Genomic DNA, 17361 nt, shown 5'->3' with positions numbered 1-17361 from the left:
AGATTTCATTTTTGAATGATAAATCTGATTATTCGTGTTCGAAAACTTTCTTTTACCTTTGTTCAATAAATTACAGGTATGGAAGCTCCTTTGATGGTTAACAGGGAAAGAAGCTGGCTGGATTTCAACGAGCGTGTGCTTCAGGAAGCGATGGATGAGTCAACCCCGCTTATTGAGAGGATGAAGTTTTTAGGTATTTATTCGAACAATCGTGATGAGTTTTTCAGGGTTCGGGTGGCTACTTTAAGAAGGCTTTTGAATATAGAGGAGATAAAAGGGATTGATATCAGCCAGACAGCCAATACCCTAGAAAGAATTAACGAAATCGTGGAGAAACAGGAGGGGAAGTTTACTGCTGCCTATGAAAATTTAGTGCGATTGTTTCATGAAAATGACATTATTTTACTGAATGAAAAGCAGTTAAACCCTTTACAGGGAGAGATAGTCCGAAATTATTTCAGGGAAAAGGTACGTCCTTATCTATTTCCGCTGATGCTGGACAGTATCAGGGATGCTTCCAATTTAAAGGATGATACGATTCATTTAGCGGTATCTCTTCGTAAATCGACCGATAAGGCTAAATGTGAATTTGCCCTGGTTAGTCTGCCTATTAATGTAGTTTCCCGTTTTCTGCAATTACCGGATGATGACGGGAAAAAATTTCTTATTCTATTGGATGATGTGATCCGCTATTGCCTTAATGATGTGTTTTCCGTCTTTGGATTTGATCTGTTTGAAGCATATACCATAAAGTTTACCCGCGATGCAGAGCTGGATATAGACAACGACGTATCGAAAAGTTTCCTGGAGATAATCGGTGAAAGCGTTAAGCAGCGGAAGAAAGGACAGCCGGTTCGTTTTGTATATGACAAGAGGATGCCGGAAGCTTTCCTGAGAAAAGTGATGAAGAAATTCAACATCACCAAGAAGGATCATTTACGGGCAGGTGGCCGCTATCATAACTTCAAGGATTTCATGGCTTTCCCTATCATTGGCAGGAAAGATCTCCGTTATCCGCCGTCTCCGCCATTGCCACATCCCGGATTGCCTCCCAACCGGAGTATCATAGAAACCATCCGGGAAAAGGATATTATGCTTCACTATCCCTATCAGTCGTTCCAGTATATTATTGATCTTTTACGCGAAGCATCCATTGATCCGCTGGTAAGAGCAATAAAAATGACATTTTACCGGGCAGCCAGGGATTCAAGTGTAATGAATGCACTTATTAATGCATCCAGGAACGGCAAGGAAGTAACGGTCTTTATGGAGTTACAGGCCCGCTTTGATGAGGAAGCCAATATTTACTGGACACAAAAGTTACAGGAAGAAGGAGTGAAAGTGATTCAGACCATCCCGGGTTTTAAGGTTCACAGCAAGCTGATCCTGATTCGCAGAAAGGAAGATGGTGTCAATGTTTACTATGCCAACATCAGTACCGGAAATTTCAACGAATCAACTGCAAAAGTTTACGCCGACGATAGCCTTCTTACCGGTAACCAGCAGATCACCTTGGAAGTGAACAAAGTCTTTCATCTTTTTGAGTCGAAGTTTATTATGCCCACTTTCAGTACCCTTATTGTAGCACCCTTCTATATCCGCAGTTTCTTTATGAAAATGCTGGATAATGAAATAGAAAATGCCAAAGCTGGACTGGAATCCTGGGCCATCCTGAAGATGAACAGTCTTTCAGACACGAAAATCACCCGGAAGCTTTATGAAGCCAGTGAGGCAGGGGTAAAAATAAAAATGATTGTGAGGGGGATTTGCATTCTGGTGCCAGGGGTTCCGGGATTAAGCGAAAATATTGAAGCCATCAGTATTGTAGATAAGTTCCTCGAGCACTCCAGAGTTTATGTATTTTGTAATAATGGCGATAACCGGTATTATATTGCTTCGGCCGACTGGATGCCCCGAAATTTCGATCATAGAGTGGAAATTGCCTGTCCTATTACTGATCCGGGTATAAAGCAGGAATTAATGGATATGCTCCAGATCCAGCTTCGCGATAATACCAAGGCACGGTATCTTGGACAAGATAACCTGAACCAATATAAAAAGGGTAATGGAAAGAAACAACACAGATCACAGTTTGAGATATATGATTACTTCAATAAAAAGCTGAAGAAGGTTTGATGATATTTATTATCTTGCTGCGCATTTTTGGTTTCCTGGAATCCGTTAATCATGCAAACTGATTTTAACTAATTGGAAAACAATGAAAAAAGATATAGTTCCTTCCCGTAATTACAAAGAAAGGTATGATCTGGTAAGACATCCGGAAAGAATTCGAAGTTCTGATATCATTGAAGGAGTTTTCAGTGATCTTCACTACATGGATTCACCTGATCCGACGCTTATTGCGGCGTTGGGAGTATTTGATGGCATAAAATGTATGCTGCTTGGCCAGGAAAAGAAGAGATTAGGGAAAGAAAGCAGGGCTACCGGGATGATGACGGCCACAGGCTATGGCTATGCGCTTGAAATGCTTGATGTTGCTGAAAAAGAAAAGCTTCCTGTAATTTCTTTCATAGATACTTTTGGGGGTGATTCTTCGATGAACTCGGAACTGGGAGGGCAATCCTTTTTAATTTCAGATTGCATCAGCCGGTATTGCCAGATCGCCGTACCTACTGTTTCTTTTGTAATTGGTGAAGGAGGTAGCGGAGGTGCCCTGGCACTGCAGGTGGCCGATAAAGGTTATATGCTCGAGAATGCTTTGTATTCGGTAATTGCCCCGGAGAGTTGCAGTCGTATCATTTTCCATAAAAGGCTTGCAGCGGGAGAAGATTTGGAGGGCACTCTCAAAGATTCACTGGAAGTGTTGAGACCGGGTGCTGTTCATATTAAAGAAATCGGTATGATTGATGAAATCCTGCCGGAACCGCCGGAAGGTGCACATACCGATTATAATTTTACTATCGGTACAATCAAAGAAGCTTTATCAGAAACACTAAATGAATGGCTTACCTCATCGAAAAGCAAAAAACGTTCAGTGAAAACCAAGGTCATCCCGAAGTTGCTTGAGGAAAGAAGGAATAAAGTGTTACACTACGGGATTTTCAATGATACGCTTGATAAGCTTGCCAAGAGAAAGATAAAAACGATTGATCATGCAAAGATCAATACTATAGATATTGACAGGGAGGATTTCCATACAATGTTCCTGATCAAAGCTCACCTTGAAAAAGAAGGGATAAAAGGGACGGAAGTTTATCATTGTCAAAAGGAATGGGATCCGGATATGAATGTTTTTCGTGTAGCCGGTGGGTGTGGATTTATTCCTGTTGAAGATTACATAGCGAATTTTTATGCTTGTCCCAAATGCGGTAAAGGAGAATATTTAGCTGTTGAGGAGCAAATCGAGAAAATATGCGATCGCGATACTTTCCACGAGATTGAAGGCCATTTGACCCTGGAAAAACTTATTGGAAAGGAGCGCTATTACTTTGGACAATATAAATCATCATTGGAGAAACTGAAGGGCACAACCTTTTCAACGGAAGGATTGGTCACCGGTACTGCCCAGATCAATGGCCGTCAGGTTGTGCTTGTTATCACCGACTTAAAGTTTTTTGGAGGTTCATTTGGGGCTGTTTTTGGGGAGAAATTCAAGAGGGCTGTGGATTTTGCCGTTAAATACCGTCATCCTTTTATTTCTATTTGTTCATCGGGTGGGGCCAGGATGAACGAAGGGCCTATGTCACTCGCCCAGATGGCTAAAATGAACATGGCACTTTTGGATCTGAAAAATGAAGGCCTTCTGTACATATCTGTTATACCCGGGCCGACGACGGGGGGTGCTTACGCCAGTTATGTTACACAGGGGGATATCATCATTGGTGAAAAGGGTGCTCTGGTTGAATTTGCAGGGCCCAGGGTAGTTATGGGCGCAGGATTTGATGTTGACAGGAATATTGTTACTACCGATAAGCTATACGAAACAGGAAAAATACAACACCTGGTTCATCGCCGCGAGCTGAAAGAAACTCTTTCATTTTATATGGATGTTTTCTATGATCTGAAATATCCAACCATCAGAGCATGCAAAGGCCGAATCCGTGATTTCCGGAAAATCGGAGATCAACGTATTGCAAATTTGCGCTAAACGAGATTGTTTACCCTACCTTTGTGCAATAATTGACATTATTCCCGTTGGTTTGTCATGATATTATTTGAAGAAGCCCTTGCATTGGTACTGGAAAATGTGCCTGTCCTCCCTTCCGAGGAGATTCCTTTCATGGAATCTATAGGCCGTGTGCTTGCTGCCCCCGTAACATCAGATTTGAATATGCCGCCATTTGATAAATCCGCGATGGATGGATTTGCTTTCAGGATGAGCGACATGGATAAAGAGTTGTTAATCCGGGAAACAATTCCTGCGGGTAAGGTTCCTGAAAAGGCGATTGGAGAAGGTCAGTGTTCGAAGATCATGACCGGAGCAATGATACCTCAGGGTGCGGATGCAGTAGTCCCGGTTGAAGATACAGAACCTGCAGGAAGAGATAGTATCCGTATTTTAGCAGATAAGGTTAAGACCAATATTTCCAGGCTCGGTGAAGATGTCAGGGAAGGTGATATAGTATTAACGGCCGGAACATGGGTGCAACCGCCACATATTGCAGTGATGGCTTCGGTTGGCTGCACAAAACCCAGGGTAGCCGTGAAGCCGAAAATTGGAATTATCTCCACAGGAGATGAATTGGTGGAACCTGATGAAAAGCCCGGTCCATCACAGATACGGAACAGCAATTCATGGCAGCTTCTGGCACAGGCGAAACTATCTGGTGCAGAGCCTTATTATTATGGTATTGCACCCGATACTGAGGATGAAAGTTACAGGATACTTGATAAAGCAATCCATGAGAATCAGGTGGTTTTGCTTACCGGGGGTGTATCTATGGGTGATTTTGATTTTATTCCCAAAGTATTCAGAAAACTAGGTATCAGGATCATTTTTGAGACAGTAGCCATGCAGCCCGGTAAACCAACTGTATTCGGGCACCTTGGCGACAAAAGAATTTTTGGCCTGCCCGGTAATCCTGTTTCCTCCTACAATACATTCAACATTTTCGTCAAACCGATGATACGAAGAATGATGGGTATGAAAGAGAATGATAAGAGGTTGATATTACCTATGGGGGTTACCTATCAGAGGAAAAGATCCGACCGTATGTCGTGGATACCTGTGTCCATCAACCGGGAAGGCTTTGTTATTCCTCTCGAATATCACGGATCCGGACATATCCATTCATTAAGCAGTGCTGATGGTATGATTGCTATACCCATCGGAGAAACTATATTGAAAGAAGGCGCCAGAGTTCATGTTCGACAGCTTTAACAGGAAAATAAACTATCTCCGGATTTCGGTCACCGACCGGTGTAACCTGCGTTGTGTCTATTGCATGCCTGCAGAAGGGATACGTTTGCTATCCCACGAATCCATCCTTACGTATGATGAAATCCTGGAGGTTGTTACAGTGGCTGTTCGTTTGGGTGTTGACAAGGTCCGTATTACAGGAGGTGAACCCTTGGTGAGAAGAAATATAGTTTATCTGATAGAAAAGATTGCTGCGCTGAAAGGACTGAAAGATTTCGGGATGACGACCAATGGGATACTTCTGCGTGAATTTGCTTTGTCATTAAAAAGGGCTGGACTGCACAGGGTGAATGTCAGTCTGGATACTACAGACCCTGAAAAATACCGCCAGATAACCCGTGGAGGTGACCTGTACGCAGTTTTGGATGGAATTAATGCTGCATTGGAAGCTGGTCTTGCTCCGGTAAAACTCAATTGTGTGATAAGGCAATCACCATTTGAGGAAGATGCCCGGATGGTAGCGGAATACGCTGCTACCAAAGGATTACAGGTTAGATACATTCGCCAGATGAGCCTCAGTGGAGGTTATTTCTCCAAGGTTATTGGCGGTGAAGGCGGCAATTGTGCAAAATGCAACCGTTTGCGGCTTACTGCTAACGGGATGATTCAACCCTGTTTGTTTAACGATTTGGCATACAATGTCAGGGAATTGGGAGCCGAAAAAGCCATCCTGGAAGCTTTGAAGAATAAACCCCGATGCGGCTCGGAAAACCATACGGGAAGGTTTTATAATATAGGTGGATAAATGGTTACACGCTTTGAACCGGAAAATGATTATTTTTATCCTATCAATAGATAATCAATGGGAGAATTAAGTCATACGGATGAACAAGGCAAAGCAAGGATGGTGGATGTAAGCAATAAGTCACAACAGCATCGGATTGCCAGGGCAACCGGTTTCATCCGGTTAAGCACGGAAGCCATGCGCCTGGTCCGGGAAAACAGCATAAAAAAGGGTGATGTCTTAGCTATTGCTGAATTTGCAGGGATTTCAGGAGCAAAGATGACAAGCACCCTCATTCCACTTTGTCATCCTTTGTCCTTAACAGGAATCTCCGTTAAAGCTATCCAGGAAGAGGGAGGGATAAGGATAAACAGCGAGGTTAAATGTACCGGTCCCACAGGCGTTGAGATGGAAGCGCTAACGGCCGTTCAGGTTGCCCTGCTAACGGTATATGACATGTGTAAGGCGGTCGATAAGGCAATGGTGATCGAGGATGTGAGACTTGTAGAAAAGATCAAGAAGGATTTATGAATGTTGTGAATTTAAGTAAAAGAATAGTAAGTGTGTTGATTCTGTTGATGTTGACCTTCAACCTCACAGCCCAGGTGAATATTAAGCATTTCATGACCCTGGGTGAAAATGCGTTAAGGGAAAATAATTTTCAGGATGCACTGAAGAACTTTAATGTTGTAATCACATACAAACCTGACTTATTTGAGCCTTACTTTCTTCGTGGTATTGCCAAATACAACCTTGGTGATTACCTGGGTGCAGAGAGTGATTTCACCCGGAGCATAGAAATGCACCCTCTTTATTCCCATGCCTATCATTACCGTGGAGTTACACGTGATCAGATGCAGAACTATCACAGTGCACTTCAGGATTTTAATAGGGCTTTGGAGATAGATCCTTTTAACGCAGGAATTTATGTAAGCCGTGGTGCAACAAGAATTCATATGAAGAGCTATATCAGCGCCAGGGATGATTTCGACCAGGCCATTAAATATGATGTAAGTGATGCAACAGCATATCTTAACAGGGCCATTGCCAGAAACCAGCTGAAAGATTACGAAGGTGCCATCAAGGATTGTAATAAAGCCATACAGCTTGATTATTTCAATACGGGAGCTTACATAAAGCGGGGCTTAATCAGGCTGGAGGTTAAAGAATATGAGAGTGCACTGGAGGATTTTCAACAAGCCATTCGTTTGGATCCCAATGATCCTTATTCTTACTTCACCCGGGCAATGGTTAAGCTGGAATTGCACGATTCTACAGGGGCTATGGCTGATTTCAATAAAGTGATCGAAATGGATCCCTACAATGCCCTGACTTATTACAACCGTGCTCTGTTAAAGGCGGACATGGAGGATCTTGAAGGGGCCATCCTGGATTTTGACCGCGTTCTGATGCTTAATCCAAGAAACGTATATACTTTATATAATCGTGCTGCCGCGCGTCATCAGCTTAAACGATATCCTGAAGCCATCGAGGATTACACCAAAGCCATTGAACTCTTTCCTGATTTTGCCGGTGCCTATATTAACCGGTCGGCAGCACGGGGAAGTGCCGGTGATAATGCCGGAGCCAGAGCCGATTATGAAAAGGCGATGGACATAATCAATGCCTTGCATGGGACAGGGGAAAACAGCGATGATATATTTAAAAAATACGCCGATTCATCGTATTTCCATAAGATTATCCAGTTTGAGGCAGATTTCCGTACAACCCGGTCGGAGGAAGGCAAAATTGCCCAGATGGATAAATCTCTGGTCCCGGCACCCCTCTTGTCGTGTTTTGTGGTGACTGATGAAGACCGGTTCATAGAATTATCACGATCCGGTAAACGGTATGAGAAACTATATGACCTGACACTGAAAAAAAAGGAAAGCATTCCGGTGGTCTTTGGAGGAGAAGTTCCTTCTTTGAGCGACCATGACTCTGAAAGGCTTCTCAGACTGAGCGATAGCCTGGTCATTTACGATCCTTTTTCGACAAAATCCTATTTTTTCAAAGGCATGGTGAGCAGCATGCTCAGAAATTACCGGGATGCTTATGAAGCATATAGTAAAGTTATTGAAATGGATCCCCTGAATGAACTTGCTTTTATGAACCGTTCCCTGGTTGCCTATGAATTGGAGATGATGAGGTTCTCTGAAGGCATGTACAGCAGCAAGGTAACCATAAGTCTTGGAAAGGCCGATCCTCAGATATTGAATCAGGAACCTGAATCACCTGATTTAACCAAAGCCTTGCATGATGCTCAAAAAGTGATCGAACTAAGGCCCGGACTTGGTATCGCATATTATAACAGAGGCAACATTTATCTGGGCATGAAAGAGTTTGAAAAAGCCATAAAGGATTTCCTGACAGCCTATGAAAAAGATCCCAGGCTTGCGGAAGCTTATTACAACCGTGGATTAACGCAGATATATGTGAGCCGGCTTCAGGAAGGATGCGCCGATCTTAGCAAAGCAGGTGAACTGGGTATACAGGATGCCTATAAAGCCATCAGCCGGTTCTGCTATAAGTAATTAGTAAAAATTGAGATATTGGTAAATTGTGCTGATCAATCCCAGTCCGAGTGCAATGGCTGTGAAAACTATTCCGACTAAAGCAAGTACCCCGTTAATAACAAAATAATTTTGCAATTGCTGCATAGATTTCATCAAAGAGTACTTATCTCCGTTCATGTATGCATTTTCACAGGAAACAGCAGCATTGTAAATCAGAATCCCCAGCCAGATCGGCAACCAGGCGATCAGAATGCCAATAATAGTTAATGCAAGAAACACCCCGTAAATAATCGATAATATCCCGAGGAATTTCATCCATCCTTTTCCATTGTAAAGAGGAGAGGCTATCTCCCGGATCAGCATGTTTTGATCTTGTGTATTTTCCATGTCGGGTTAATTTTAGGTAAATTTGTCAGGTAAAAATAATCAATAACATTGTAAATCCGGTAATACCGGATTGGAAAAGATTTAGCGCATGTTGGAAAAAATCAGGATTGTTTCGGTAAATATCTCTGAGGAAAAGGGCACGATTAAAAAGCCTGTAGCGGAGATCAGTTTGAATGACAATGGGGTAGAAGGGGATGCCCATTCGGGTAAATGGCATCGCCAAATCAGTCTGCTTGCGTTGGAGAGCGTGAACAAGTTTTCAGCACTGGCCGGCAGGACAATTGCTTTTGGTGAGTTTGCCGAAAATATTACTACAGAAGGTATGTTATTGTATGAGTCTCATCCATTGGATATCTTCGTTTCAGGAGATGTTATCCTGGAGGTGACGCAGATCGGTAAGAAATGCCATGGGGATTCCTGTGCCATATTCAGGGAGGTTGGCAACTGTGTGATGCCAAAGGAAGGTATCTTTTGCAGGGTAATACGGGGAGGAAAGTTAAAAGAAGGCGACATCCTGGAATACATCCCGTATCAGTTCAGGGCTGCTGTGATCACTCTGAGTGACCGGGCCAGTTCCGGGGAATACGAAGACCTGAGTGGCCCTGCAGTTATTTCTGCTATGGAGACTTTTTTCCGGTTTGAAGGATGGCCATTTGATATTGTGCATCATATTATTCCGGACGATCCCGTGCAATTAGACCTTTTGCTTAAAGATGCCACGGTTTCAGGCCTTGATTTTGTTTTCACCACCGGTGGTACCGGTATCGGGCCTCGCGATATTACGCCGGAAGTGATAAGGGAAAATCTGGATAAAGAGATACCTGGTATTATGGAAGGTATAAGGATACGCTATGGAATGGAAAAAGCCAACGCTCTTCTCAGCCGCAGTATAGCCGGGGTCATGGGTGATACCCTGATTTTTGCGCTGCCCGGTAGTGTTAAGGCGGTAAATGAATATATGACGGAAATAGCCAAATCACTCAGACATATGGTTTTTATGCTTCATGGTATTGATTCACATTAAATCTAATCAGGGAAATGGCAGAGAACATCATAATCCGGAAAGCGGAAGCAGCCGATATGTCTGAAGTGCTTAATCTTATACGTGAACTTGCCGTTTATGAAAAAGCCCCAGATGCTGTGACGGTGACGGTTGAAAAACTCATGGAGGACGGTTTTGGCGATCACCCCTTTTTCCATGTCATCCTTGCCATCCTGGAAGGAAAAACAGTGGGAATGGCATTTTACTATTATTCTTACTCTACCTGGGAAGGTAAATGTATTTTCCTGGAAGATATTATTGTTAAACAGGATTACAGGAGAAAGGGAATAGGGGGTGAACTGTTCAGGGAGATAATTCGCATCAGCCGGGAGGAAAATGTGGCAAGACTAATGTGGCAGGTCCTCGATTGGAATGAACCTGCTATCTCCTTTTACCGGAAATACAATGCAATTTTTGACCCTTCATGGATCAATGTGAGGCTTAAGAAAGATCAGTTCGGGAATTATTAATAAGTAAAATCATGAATAGACAGGAAGCCCTTGATTTGCTCCGGCATTATGTAAAAAATGAACGAATGATAAACCATTGCCTGGCCTCGGAAGCTGTTCTGAGAGCAATGGCAGAAAAACTCGGTCAGGATGTTGAAAAATGGGGTCTGGCGGGTTTATTGCACGACCTGGATGTGGAGATCACCAACGCGGATCCATTAACCCATACACATGAGACGGTTAAAATACTCAGGGAGAAGGGGGTTGATGAAGAAATTATTGAAGCCATACGTTTGCATAATGAGTACGCGCATAGCGACGGAAGGAGAGAATTATTCCATCATGCCCTGGCTGCCGGAGAAACCATAACAGGACTGGTTATGGCAACAGCAATGGTTTACCCGGATAAAAAAATCGCAAGTGTAAAGCCGAAATCCGTGACTAAAAGGATGAAAGAAAAAAGCTTTGCTGCTTCGGTGAACCGCGATACTATCCTGGAATGTGAAAAAGCAGGGATACCATTGGATGAATTTGCTGCACTAAGCATTCAGGCCATGAGCAGGATCAGCGACCAGCTGGGTTTATGATATGAACATCGTGCATTTGAAAAAATATTTATATTGTGCTTGAAACCAGTAAAACATTAGGTTACCTTTGTGTAAAGCTCAAATAATATGCGGATTCCGGGATTCTTCAAAAATAAATACGTTTACGCTACCCTGATCTTCTTTGTCTGGCTTGCTTTTTTCGACAACAACAGCCTGGTAAATCAGTACAGGTTATCTTCTTCTTTGAAAGAGATGGAGCGTGAAATGGATTTTTACCGGGAGGAAATAGAGAAGAATAAAACCGCTTCGCATCAGCTTATGACCGATAAGGAAGTGCTGGAACGATTCGCCCGCGAAAAATATCTGATGAAAAAGGATGATGAAGATTTATTTTTGATCATCAAAGAATAAGGAGCCTTTCCTAAACCGGGTCAATATCCATCTGTATCATTATCCCTTTGAATTTATGTTCCGATTGTAGTTCCTGGGTTCCCTCAAGTATTTTTGATTTAACCCAGGAAATGGAAGCATCTTTTTCCGATTTAACCAGGATGTCTTTGATATATTGGTTTTTAATCCTGGCGACCAGGGGGTATTCGGGGCCCAGGATGCGGTTTCCCAAGGTTTTTTTCAGGATACGGGCATATAATCCGCTGGCTTCGTTGAGCAGGTCTGGGTCGCGGTGTTTCACACGGATCCGGATCAAGCGGTAGTAGGGAGGGTAGCGGAATTTCTGCCTGTCCTTCATTTGTTCCAGGAACATTGGATGGTATGCGTTTTGAGCAATGTACTGCAATATTGGGTGAGCGGCATTATAGGTTTGAATGATAACTGTTCCCACTTTATTCTTTCGTCCTGCCCGCCCACTCACTTGTGTTATGAGTTGGAATCCTCTCTCGAACGACCTGAAATCGGGGAAATTCAACAGGTTATCGGCATTCATGATCCCAACAAGGCTTACATTATCAAAGTCCAGTCCCTTGGTTACCATTTGAGTTCCAACCAGGACATCGATCCTGCCGGCTTCGAATTCGTTGATGATCTCCTGGTGTGAGAATTTCCCGCGTGTTGTATCAAGGTCCATTCTGCGTATCCTGGCTTGTGGAAAAAATATCTGCAATTCTTCTTCCACTTTTTCTGTTCCGAATCCTTTCATAAAGATTTCATTGCTACCGCAGGAAGGGCATCGGGCAGGCACGGGTGTGGAATAACCGCAATAGTGGCAACGAAGCTGATCATGGCTTTTGTGGTAAGTGAGGGTAATATCGCAACGGGTGCAGGATGGTGTATAGCCACAATGGTGACATTCCAGCCTTGTTGAAAATCCCCGCCGGTTTTGGAAGAGTATCACCTGATGATGATTGTCGAGGGCATCTCTGATGTGATGGAGAAGAGTGCTGGTAAAGTGAGCTTTTTTCTTACCGGTGATATGATCGCGCCGGAGGTCGACGAACTTTGTCTCCGGCAACTGAATATTGCCGTATCGTTCATTCAGCGAGACCAGACCATATTTTCCTGAAAGGGCATTAAAGTATGATTCATAGGATGGTGTCGCAGAACCCAGGATGGTTTTGGCTTTGTGAAGATGTGCAAGATATATTGCGCTATCGCGTGCATGATACCGGGGACCGGGGTCGAATTGCTTGAACGATGTATCGTATTCCTCGTCAACGATGATTAAACCAAGATTACTAAAGGGAAGGAAGAGTGAAGAACGGGCTCCCAGGATGATAGGGAGGTCGTTGTTAGGTTCTAATAACCGTTTCCATATTTCCACACGCTCGTGCTCATTAAACCGGGAATGGTATACACCGACCTTATTCCCGAAGTATTTTCGGAGCCGTTGTATAATCTGTGTTGTTAGGGCTATCTCCGGCAGAAGATACAGAACCTGTTCGCCTTTTTCAATGGTTTCCTGGATCAGCCGTATATAGATTTCGGTTTTACCACTGGAAGTTACCCCATGAAGCAGGACAGTATCCTTGTGAGCAAAAACTTCCCGGATTTCACTCAAAGCCTGTTCCTGGGATCCGGTAAATATTATTTCCTTTGGGTTAAGGCTTGCATTGAAAGAAGCCATGCGGTAAACCACCTGCTCGCGTGTAAGGAACACTCCTTTTTTTTCCAGGGCATTGAACTGGGCATAGGTTGCATCAACACTTTTGATCAGGTCTGTTTTTCTGATACCCTGTTCCCTTGTAGCCGCATCATGGGCAAGGTTCAGGAAAGAGACAAGCATTTGAAGTTGCTTGAACGCTCTGCGGTTCAGTTCATCAAAGAGTTGATGGAGTTTATCTTCAGCTTCATACTCCGGATTCAGATAAACAAAGGTTTCCTGCCTGGGCCGGTATCGGTCGTGGATCTCTTCTTCAGTAATGATCAAGGATTTGTCGAGAAGGGTTTTTACCACGTTCATGACTTTTTTCTGATCGAGCAACTTACTGATCTCATGGATAGTGAGTGAATGCTGATAGCCAAGAGCCTCCAGGATTCGCGTTTCCTTTTCATTTAATGTGATCGGGTCGGCAGTCATCCCGGGATTGAGCAATACCCTTGTTTCACCGGCAAGTTTGAATCCTGAAGGAAGGGCGGCATGCATAACTTCCCCGAGGGTAGAGAGGTAATACTCCGACATCCATCTCCAGAACCGTAGTTGGACTTCATTTACAACAGGAAGATCATCGAGGATATCCAGGATGTACTTTACTGCATAGCTTTGCGGGATACGGTCATGGACATCCAATACGACTGCCGAATAGATCTTTCTCTTTCCAAATTGAACCACCACTCTTTTTCCGGCCATAATCTCTTCTGCCTTGTCTCTGGGTATCCTGTAGGTGAAAGTACCAGGAATGGGCAGGGGTAAGATTACATCGGCAAAAAGGGTTGATGTTTCCATGATGGATTGGATTTACGGGAATACCCGTATATTAGAGTGCCAGAACCCTTGCTATTTCAAGCAGTCCGAGATCCACGGTCTGATGGTGCTTGATCGATTTTTCAAAAGGAGTATGGACGATGTGGTGGTTAATCTCACCGATCATGATATCTCTTTGTCCATCTATCAAAGCTTTTACAGCTTCATAACCCAGACGGCTCGCCAAAACCCTGTCCATGGCTGTAGGTGAACCGCCACGTTGCATATGTCCCAGGATGGATATCCTGGTTTCATACTGGGTGAATTTTTCGTTGATTCTTTTGGCTACCTCGATGGCGCCACCCGACTCATCACCTTCTGCAACAATGATGATTCCTGAAGTTTTATTTTTACTCCAGTCGTGTTTGAGCAGGCGGATCAGGTTATCGATATAGGTTGGGGTTTCGGGTATGAGTATTTTTTCAGCGCCGGTGGCAATACCGCTTCGCAGGGCAATAAACCCGGCATCTCGTCCCATAACCTCTATGATGAAAAGCCTGTCGTGTGAGTCGGCAGTATCACGGATCTTGTCGACTGCCTGTACAACCGTATTGATGGCTGTATCGTAGCCTATGGTAAAGTCCGTTCCAAAAAGGTCATTATCAATGGTGCCTGGCAGCCCGACAATAGGGAAGTCATATTCTTCCCCGAAAATCCTGGCTCCTGTAAAAGTGCCGTCCCCACCTATTGCTACCAGGGCATCAATTTTATGTTTTATAAGATTGTTGTAAGCTTTTTTTCTTCCATCTTCAGTCCTGAATTCCTCGCTTCTGGCCGATTTCAGGATGGTGCCGCCACGTTGAATAATGTTCGATACAGACCGGCTGTGCATGATTTCCATTTCTCCGTGAATGAGCCCCTGGTATCCTCTGTAGATACCAACAGGTTCAATATTTTCATAGATGGCTGTTCTGACGACTGCGCGAATAGCCGCATTCATACCGGGGGAATCTCCTCCGGAAGTAAACACTCCAATTCTTTTTAAATTATTCATCATAATGATTTAATCTTCTGTGTGTTTTGTGATTTTCCTGCTTCCTGAATACAATTCAAATTTCTGGAATTTACATTCAAGCTGTCCGTTTAGCAATGATATTTTTTTATTTGGTTTTAAACCCAGATGTTTAAGTGAATCCATATCACCACTTAATATCCAGGCGGTATATCCTGCATAGATTTTTTTTAAGGTATCGCCAATATTCTTGTAGAATAACGCACCATTCTCAACCTGTATCCGTTCACCATAAGGAGGATTTGTGATCATGAAACCTGAAGGATAGGGAGGTTCTGCAGTGAAAAAATCTCTTTTGGCGAAATCCGTAAAAGCCTTAACACCGGCGGATGTTGCATGTGTGCGTGATATTGACACCATATCCGGATTATTGTCATATCCTTGTATTCGGCAGGGAGGGCGGGATAGAATTTTGCTATCCAATGATTCCCGGATCTTCATCCACAGATCAGCATCAAAGTTTTTCCATTTCATGAACCCGAAATCCTGACGAATCTTTCCCGGAGGCACGTGCATTGCCATAAGGCATGCTTCAATGGGAAGAGTTCCGGATCCGCACATGGGATCAACGAAGTCGGTTGTGGTGTCCCAACCCGAAAGCCTTATCATTCCTGCTGCCAGGACTTCATTAAGGGGGGCCGGGCTGGTACGGTTGCGGTAACCTCTCAGGTGCAGGGAGCTTCCGGAGCTGTCGAGCAGAACCGTGCAATTATCCTGCTGAATGTGGAGACTGATACGAACATCCGGTTCAATGGTATCTACCGATGGCCTTTGGCCTCTTTTGTCGCGAAACCTATCAGCAATAGCATCCTTGGCTTTTAAGGCGATATATTTTGAATGGTTTAACCGGGAACGGAAAATATTACTTTCTATGGCAAAAGTCTGGCGAATGTCGAGATATTGTTCCCATGGAATTCTCTTAATACGGTTATACAGCTCTTCCTCGTCTCTGGCAGGGAATTCGGCAATGGGGACAAGAAAGCGCAAAGCGAGGCGGCTGGCGTAATTGCAGGAATACAATAGCTTACGATCACCACGAAAGGAAACCCCTCGGGTAATAGTGACTGCCTCTTCGGCTCCCAATTCCTGTAATTCCTGAAGTAAAACCTCTTCCAGCCCGAAAAGGGTTTTAGCAATGATGGTAAATGTCTTATCAAGGAAATCCAAAGTAATTATCGTTAAAGCCGGGCAAAAGTAATCATTTATTTTTCTTGATTGTAAGCATGCTCCTAAGCCTGAGCAACCAACCAGGTCCTTCTGAAACCCTTTCCCCGATGAGGAAAGCATATGGTTGCAGCGGTTCGAACTGATCAAATATTATTTTCATTATGGCCATAATGGGTACTATTACAAACATCCCTATCAGTCCCCAGATCATACCACCAACAATAAGGGAAAGAATAGTGGAAAGTGGATTCAGGTGGACATAGCTTCCGGTAATATTAGGGGTAAGGATATTGTTTTCAGTGAATTGAATGATCAGGAATACAAAAATAACATGCAGTGCAAGATTTGGACTGTCGCCGGTCAGCAAAGCAAAGAGAAACGGAATGCTTGCACCAATCCATGTGCCGAAATAGGGTATGAAACAAAACATAGCGGAAATAATACCGAATACAATAGCGTGTTTCATTCCGATGATGTATAATCCAAGGCTGTTCAACACACACAGGATCATAACCACCGTGAAAACACCGCCTATATAGCGCGGAGTGATGAAAGAAACTTTCCGGATGATATTTTGGACGTTTTCACTGTGCTTTGCAGGAATGGCTTTTTCGAGAAATTCTCTGATATGATGCCGGTAATAGAGCAGGTAAAAGATGAATACTGGCAAAATGCCAAGCTTGAAAATGGTGGAGGTGGTAGTGTTCAGAATAGAATTGGTAAACTCACTTCCGGCTTTGAACAGGTTGTTCACGCTTTCTTTCAGAAAACTCTTCTGATTTTCGATGGTAAATCCAAATGTTTCCTGGATAAATACCGACATATGGTCGATGTTTGAAATGGCTTTAGCTTTTAATGTGGGGAGGTCGTCAACCAGGACTACCACATTTTTATACATAAGAATAAGTATAAATGTTAACAGGCCAATCAGCAGGATAAGGCTGAAAAGGCTGGCAATAACCCTGTGAATATGATGTCTTTCAAGGAAATTCACCAGGGGAAGCAAAAGATAACTGAAAAGGCCGGCCAAAACCAAAGGGCCAAGGAAATTCCTGGCAACGATTACTCCATAAAAGAACAAGAAAATGAAAAGTAGGATAAAGGTTAACCTGACTATAAGAGGGAATCTGTAGTTCATAAACAATAATTGATTTGGATCCCCAAGATACAAAATAAAGAGGGAAAATAAGCTATAGTTTTATTTCTTCTTTTAAAATTT

15 protein-coding genes are annotated in these 17361 nt (G+C 43.4%); 10 read left to right on the top strand and 5 right to left on the bottom strand.

Translation table 11 applies throughout. From position 1 onward, the window contains the following. Positions 1–78 precede the first annotated feature (78 nt). The 6 genes from ppk1 (at position 79) to KKA81_07610 (ending at position 8638) form a co-directional block, all read left to right on the top strand. Positions 79–2136 carry a polyphosphate kinase 1 gene (gene ppk1 / locus KKA81_07635; GenBank protein MBU2650790.1) on the top strand — a complete coding sequence of 686 codons (2058 nt, stop codon included), beginning with the start codon at positions 79–81 and terminating at the stop codon, positions 2134–2136. A gap of 82 nt (positions 2137–2218) precedes the next feature. After that, the gene (locus tag KKA81_07630; protein ID MBU2650789.1) at positions 2219–4108 is read left to right on the top strand and encodes a hypothetical protein; all 1890 of its coding nucleotides are present in this window, start codon (positions 2219–2221) and stop codon (positions 4106–4108) included. A 57-nt stretch (positions 4109–4165) separates the two neighbouring features. Further along, a complete protein-coding gene (locus KKA81_07625; protein MBU2650788.1) occupies positions 4166–5341 on the top strand; it encodes a molybdopterin molybdotransferase MoeA in 1176 nt (391 codons plus the stop codon). Further along, positions 5325–6125 (top strand): radical SAM protein, encoded by an 801-nt coding sequence (locus KKA81_07620; protein MBU2650787.1) that lies wholly within the window; start codon positions 5325–5327, stop codon positions 6123–6125. Before KKA81_07625 ends, KKA81_07620 begins: the two co-directional genes overlap by 17 nt. 57 nt (positions 6126–6182) lie before the next feature. Then, complete coding sequence (gene moaC / locus KKA81_07615) at positions 6183–6635, top strand: cyclic pyranopterin monophosphate synthase MoaC (GenBank protein MBU2650786.1); 453 nt, start codon at positions 6183–6185, stop codon at positions 6633–6635. Then, a complete protein-coding gene (locus KKA81_07610) occupies positions 6632–8638 on the top strand; it encodes a tetratricopeptide repeat protein (GenBank protein MBU2650785.1) in 2007 nt (668 codons plus the stop codon). Before moaC ends, KKA81_07610 begins: the two co-directional genes overlap by 4 nt. Here KKA81_07610 and KKA81_07605 read toward each other — a convergent pair whose 3' ends face one another. Continuing rightward, positions 8639–9007, bottom strand: coding sequence for a DUF5362 domain-containing protein (locus tag KKA81_07605; GenBank protein ID MBU2650784.1), 369 nt, complete (start codon positions 9005–9007; stop codon positions 8639–8641). Positions 9008–9095: 88 nt separating this feature from the next. Between KKA81_07605 and KKA81_07600 the strand changes: the two genes are divergently transcribed. The 4 genes from KKA81_07600 to KKA81_07585 all read left to right on the top strand — a co-directional run bounded on the left by KKA81_07600 (position 9096) and on the right by KKA81_07585 (position 11457). Then, on the top strand, positions 9096–10031 hold the full coding sequence (locus tag KKA81_07600) for a molybdenum cofactor synthesis protein (protein ID MBU2650783.1): 936 nt from the start codon (positions 9096–9098) through the stop codon (positions 10029–10031). Between the two features lie 14 nt (positions 10032–10045). Continuing rightward, a complete protein-coding gene (locus KKA81_07595) occupies positions 10046–10519 on the top strand; it encodes a GNAT family N-acetyltransferase (GenBank protein ID MBU2650782.1) in 474 nt (157 codons plus the stop codon). Between the two features lie 11 nt (positions 10520–10530). Beyond that, entirely contained in the window at positions 10531–11085 is a 555-nt protein-coding gene (locus KKA81_07590; GenBank protein MBU2650781.1) for an HDIG domain-containing protein, read from the top strand. Positions 11086–11172: 87 nt separating this feature from the next. Then, positions 11173–11457: a septum formation initiator family protein gene (locus KKA81_07585; protein MBU2650780.1), complete on the top strand. Its 285-nt coding sequence runs from the start codon at positions 11173–11175 to the stop codon at positions 11455–11457. A gap of 10 nt (positions 11458–11467) precedes the next feature. Here KKA81_07585 and priA read toward each other — a convergent pair whose 3' ends face one another. From priA to KKA81_07565, 4 genes are read right to left on the bottom strand one after another with little or no spacing between them, the layout of a single operon-like run. Continuing rightward, entirely contained in the window at positions 11468–13945 is a 2478-nt protein-coding gene (gene priA / locus KKA81_07580) for a primosomal protein N' (GenBank protein MBU2650779.1), read from the bottom strand. 31 nt (positions 13946–13976) lie between these two features. Beyond that, positions 13977–14957 (bottom strand): 6-phosphofructokinase, encoded by a 981-nt coding sequence (gene pfkA / locus KKA81_07575; GenBank protein ID MBU2650778.1) that lies wholly within the window; start codon positions 14955–14957, stop codon positions 13977–13979. A gap of 9 nt (positions 14958–14966) precedes the next feature. After that, positions 14967–16142, bottom strand: coding sequence for a class I SAM-dependent RNA methyltransferase (locus tag KKA81_07570; protein MBU2650777.1), 1176 nt, complete (start codon positions 16140–16142; stop codon positions 14967–14969). Positions 16143–16173: 31 nt separating this feature from the next. Continuing rightward, positions 16174–17280, bottom strand: coding sequence for an AI-2E family transporter (locus KKA81_07565; protein MBU2650776.1), 1107 nt, complete (start codon positions 17278–17280; stop codon positions 16174–16176). Between the last annotated feature and the right edge of the window lie 81 nt (positions 17281–17361).

The sequence above is a fragment of the Bacteroidota bacterium genome, assembly GCA_018831055.1.
Classification (GTDB): domain Bacteria; phylum Bacteroidota; class Bacteroidia; order Bacteroidales; family B18-G4; genus M55B132.
This window is presented reverse-complemented; position numbering and strand designations above follow the sequence as displayed.

Bases quoted from the DNA above. Each gene is read 5' to 3' on its own strand.
- ppk1 (MBU2650790.1), top strand. From the start codon at position 79: ATGGAAGCTCCTTTGATGGTTAACAGGGAAAGAAGCTGGCTGGATTTC.
- KKA81_07630 (MBU2650789.1), top strand. From the start codon at position 2,219: ATGAAAAAAGATATAGTTCCTTCCCGTAATTACAAAGAAAGGTATGAT.
- KKA81_07625 (MBU2650788.1), top strand. From the start codon at position 4,166: ATGATATTATTTGAAGAAGCCCTTGCATTGGTACTGGAAAATGTGCCT.
- KKA81_07620 (MBU2650787.1), top strand. From the start codon at position 5,325: ATGTTCGACAGCTTTAACAGGAAAATAAACTATCTCCGGATTTCGGTC.
- moaC (MBU2650786.1), top strand. From the start codon at position 6,183: ATGGGAGAATTAAGTCATACGGATGAACAAGGCAAAGCAAGGATGGTG.
- KKA81_07610 (MBU2650785.1), top strand. From the start codon at position 6,632: ATGAATGTTGTGAATTTAAGTAAAAGAATAGTAAGTGTGTTGATTCTG.
- KKA81_07605 (MBU2650784.1), bottom strand. From the start codon at position 9,007: ATGGAAAATACACAAGATCAAAACATGCTGATCCGGGAGATAGCCTCT.
- KKA81_07600 (MBU2650783.1), top strand. From the start codon at position 9,096: ATGTTGGAAAAAATCAGGATTGTTTCGGTAAATATCTCTGAGGAAAAG.
- KKA81_07595 (MBU2650782.1), top strand. From the start codon at position 10,046: ATGGCAGAGAACATCATAATCCGGAAAGCGGAAGCAGCCGATATGTCT.
- KKA81_07590 (MBU2650781.1), top strand. From the start codon at position 10,531: ATGAATAGACAGGAAGCCCTTGATTTGCTCCGGCATTATGTAAAAAAT.
- KKA81_07585 (MBU2650780.1), top strand. From the start codon at position 11,173: ATGCGGATTCCGGGATTCTTCAAAAATAAATACGTTTACGCTACCCTG.
- priA (MBU2650779.1), bottom strand. From the start codon at position 13,945: ATGGAAACATCAACCCTTTTTGCCGATGTAATCTTACCCCTGCCCATT.
- pfkA (MBU2650778.1), bottom strand. From the start codon at position 14,957: ATGAATAATTTAAAAAGAATTGGAGTGTTTACTTCCGGAGGAGATTCC.
- KKA81_07565 (MBU2650776.1), bottom strand. From the start codon at position 17,280: ATGAACTACAGATTCCCTCTTATAGTCAGGTTAACCTTTATCCTACTT.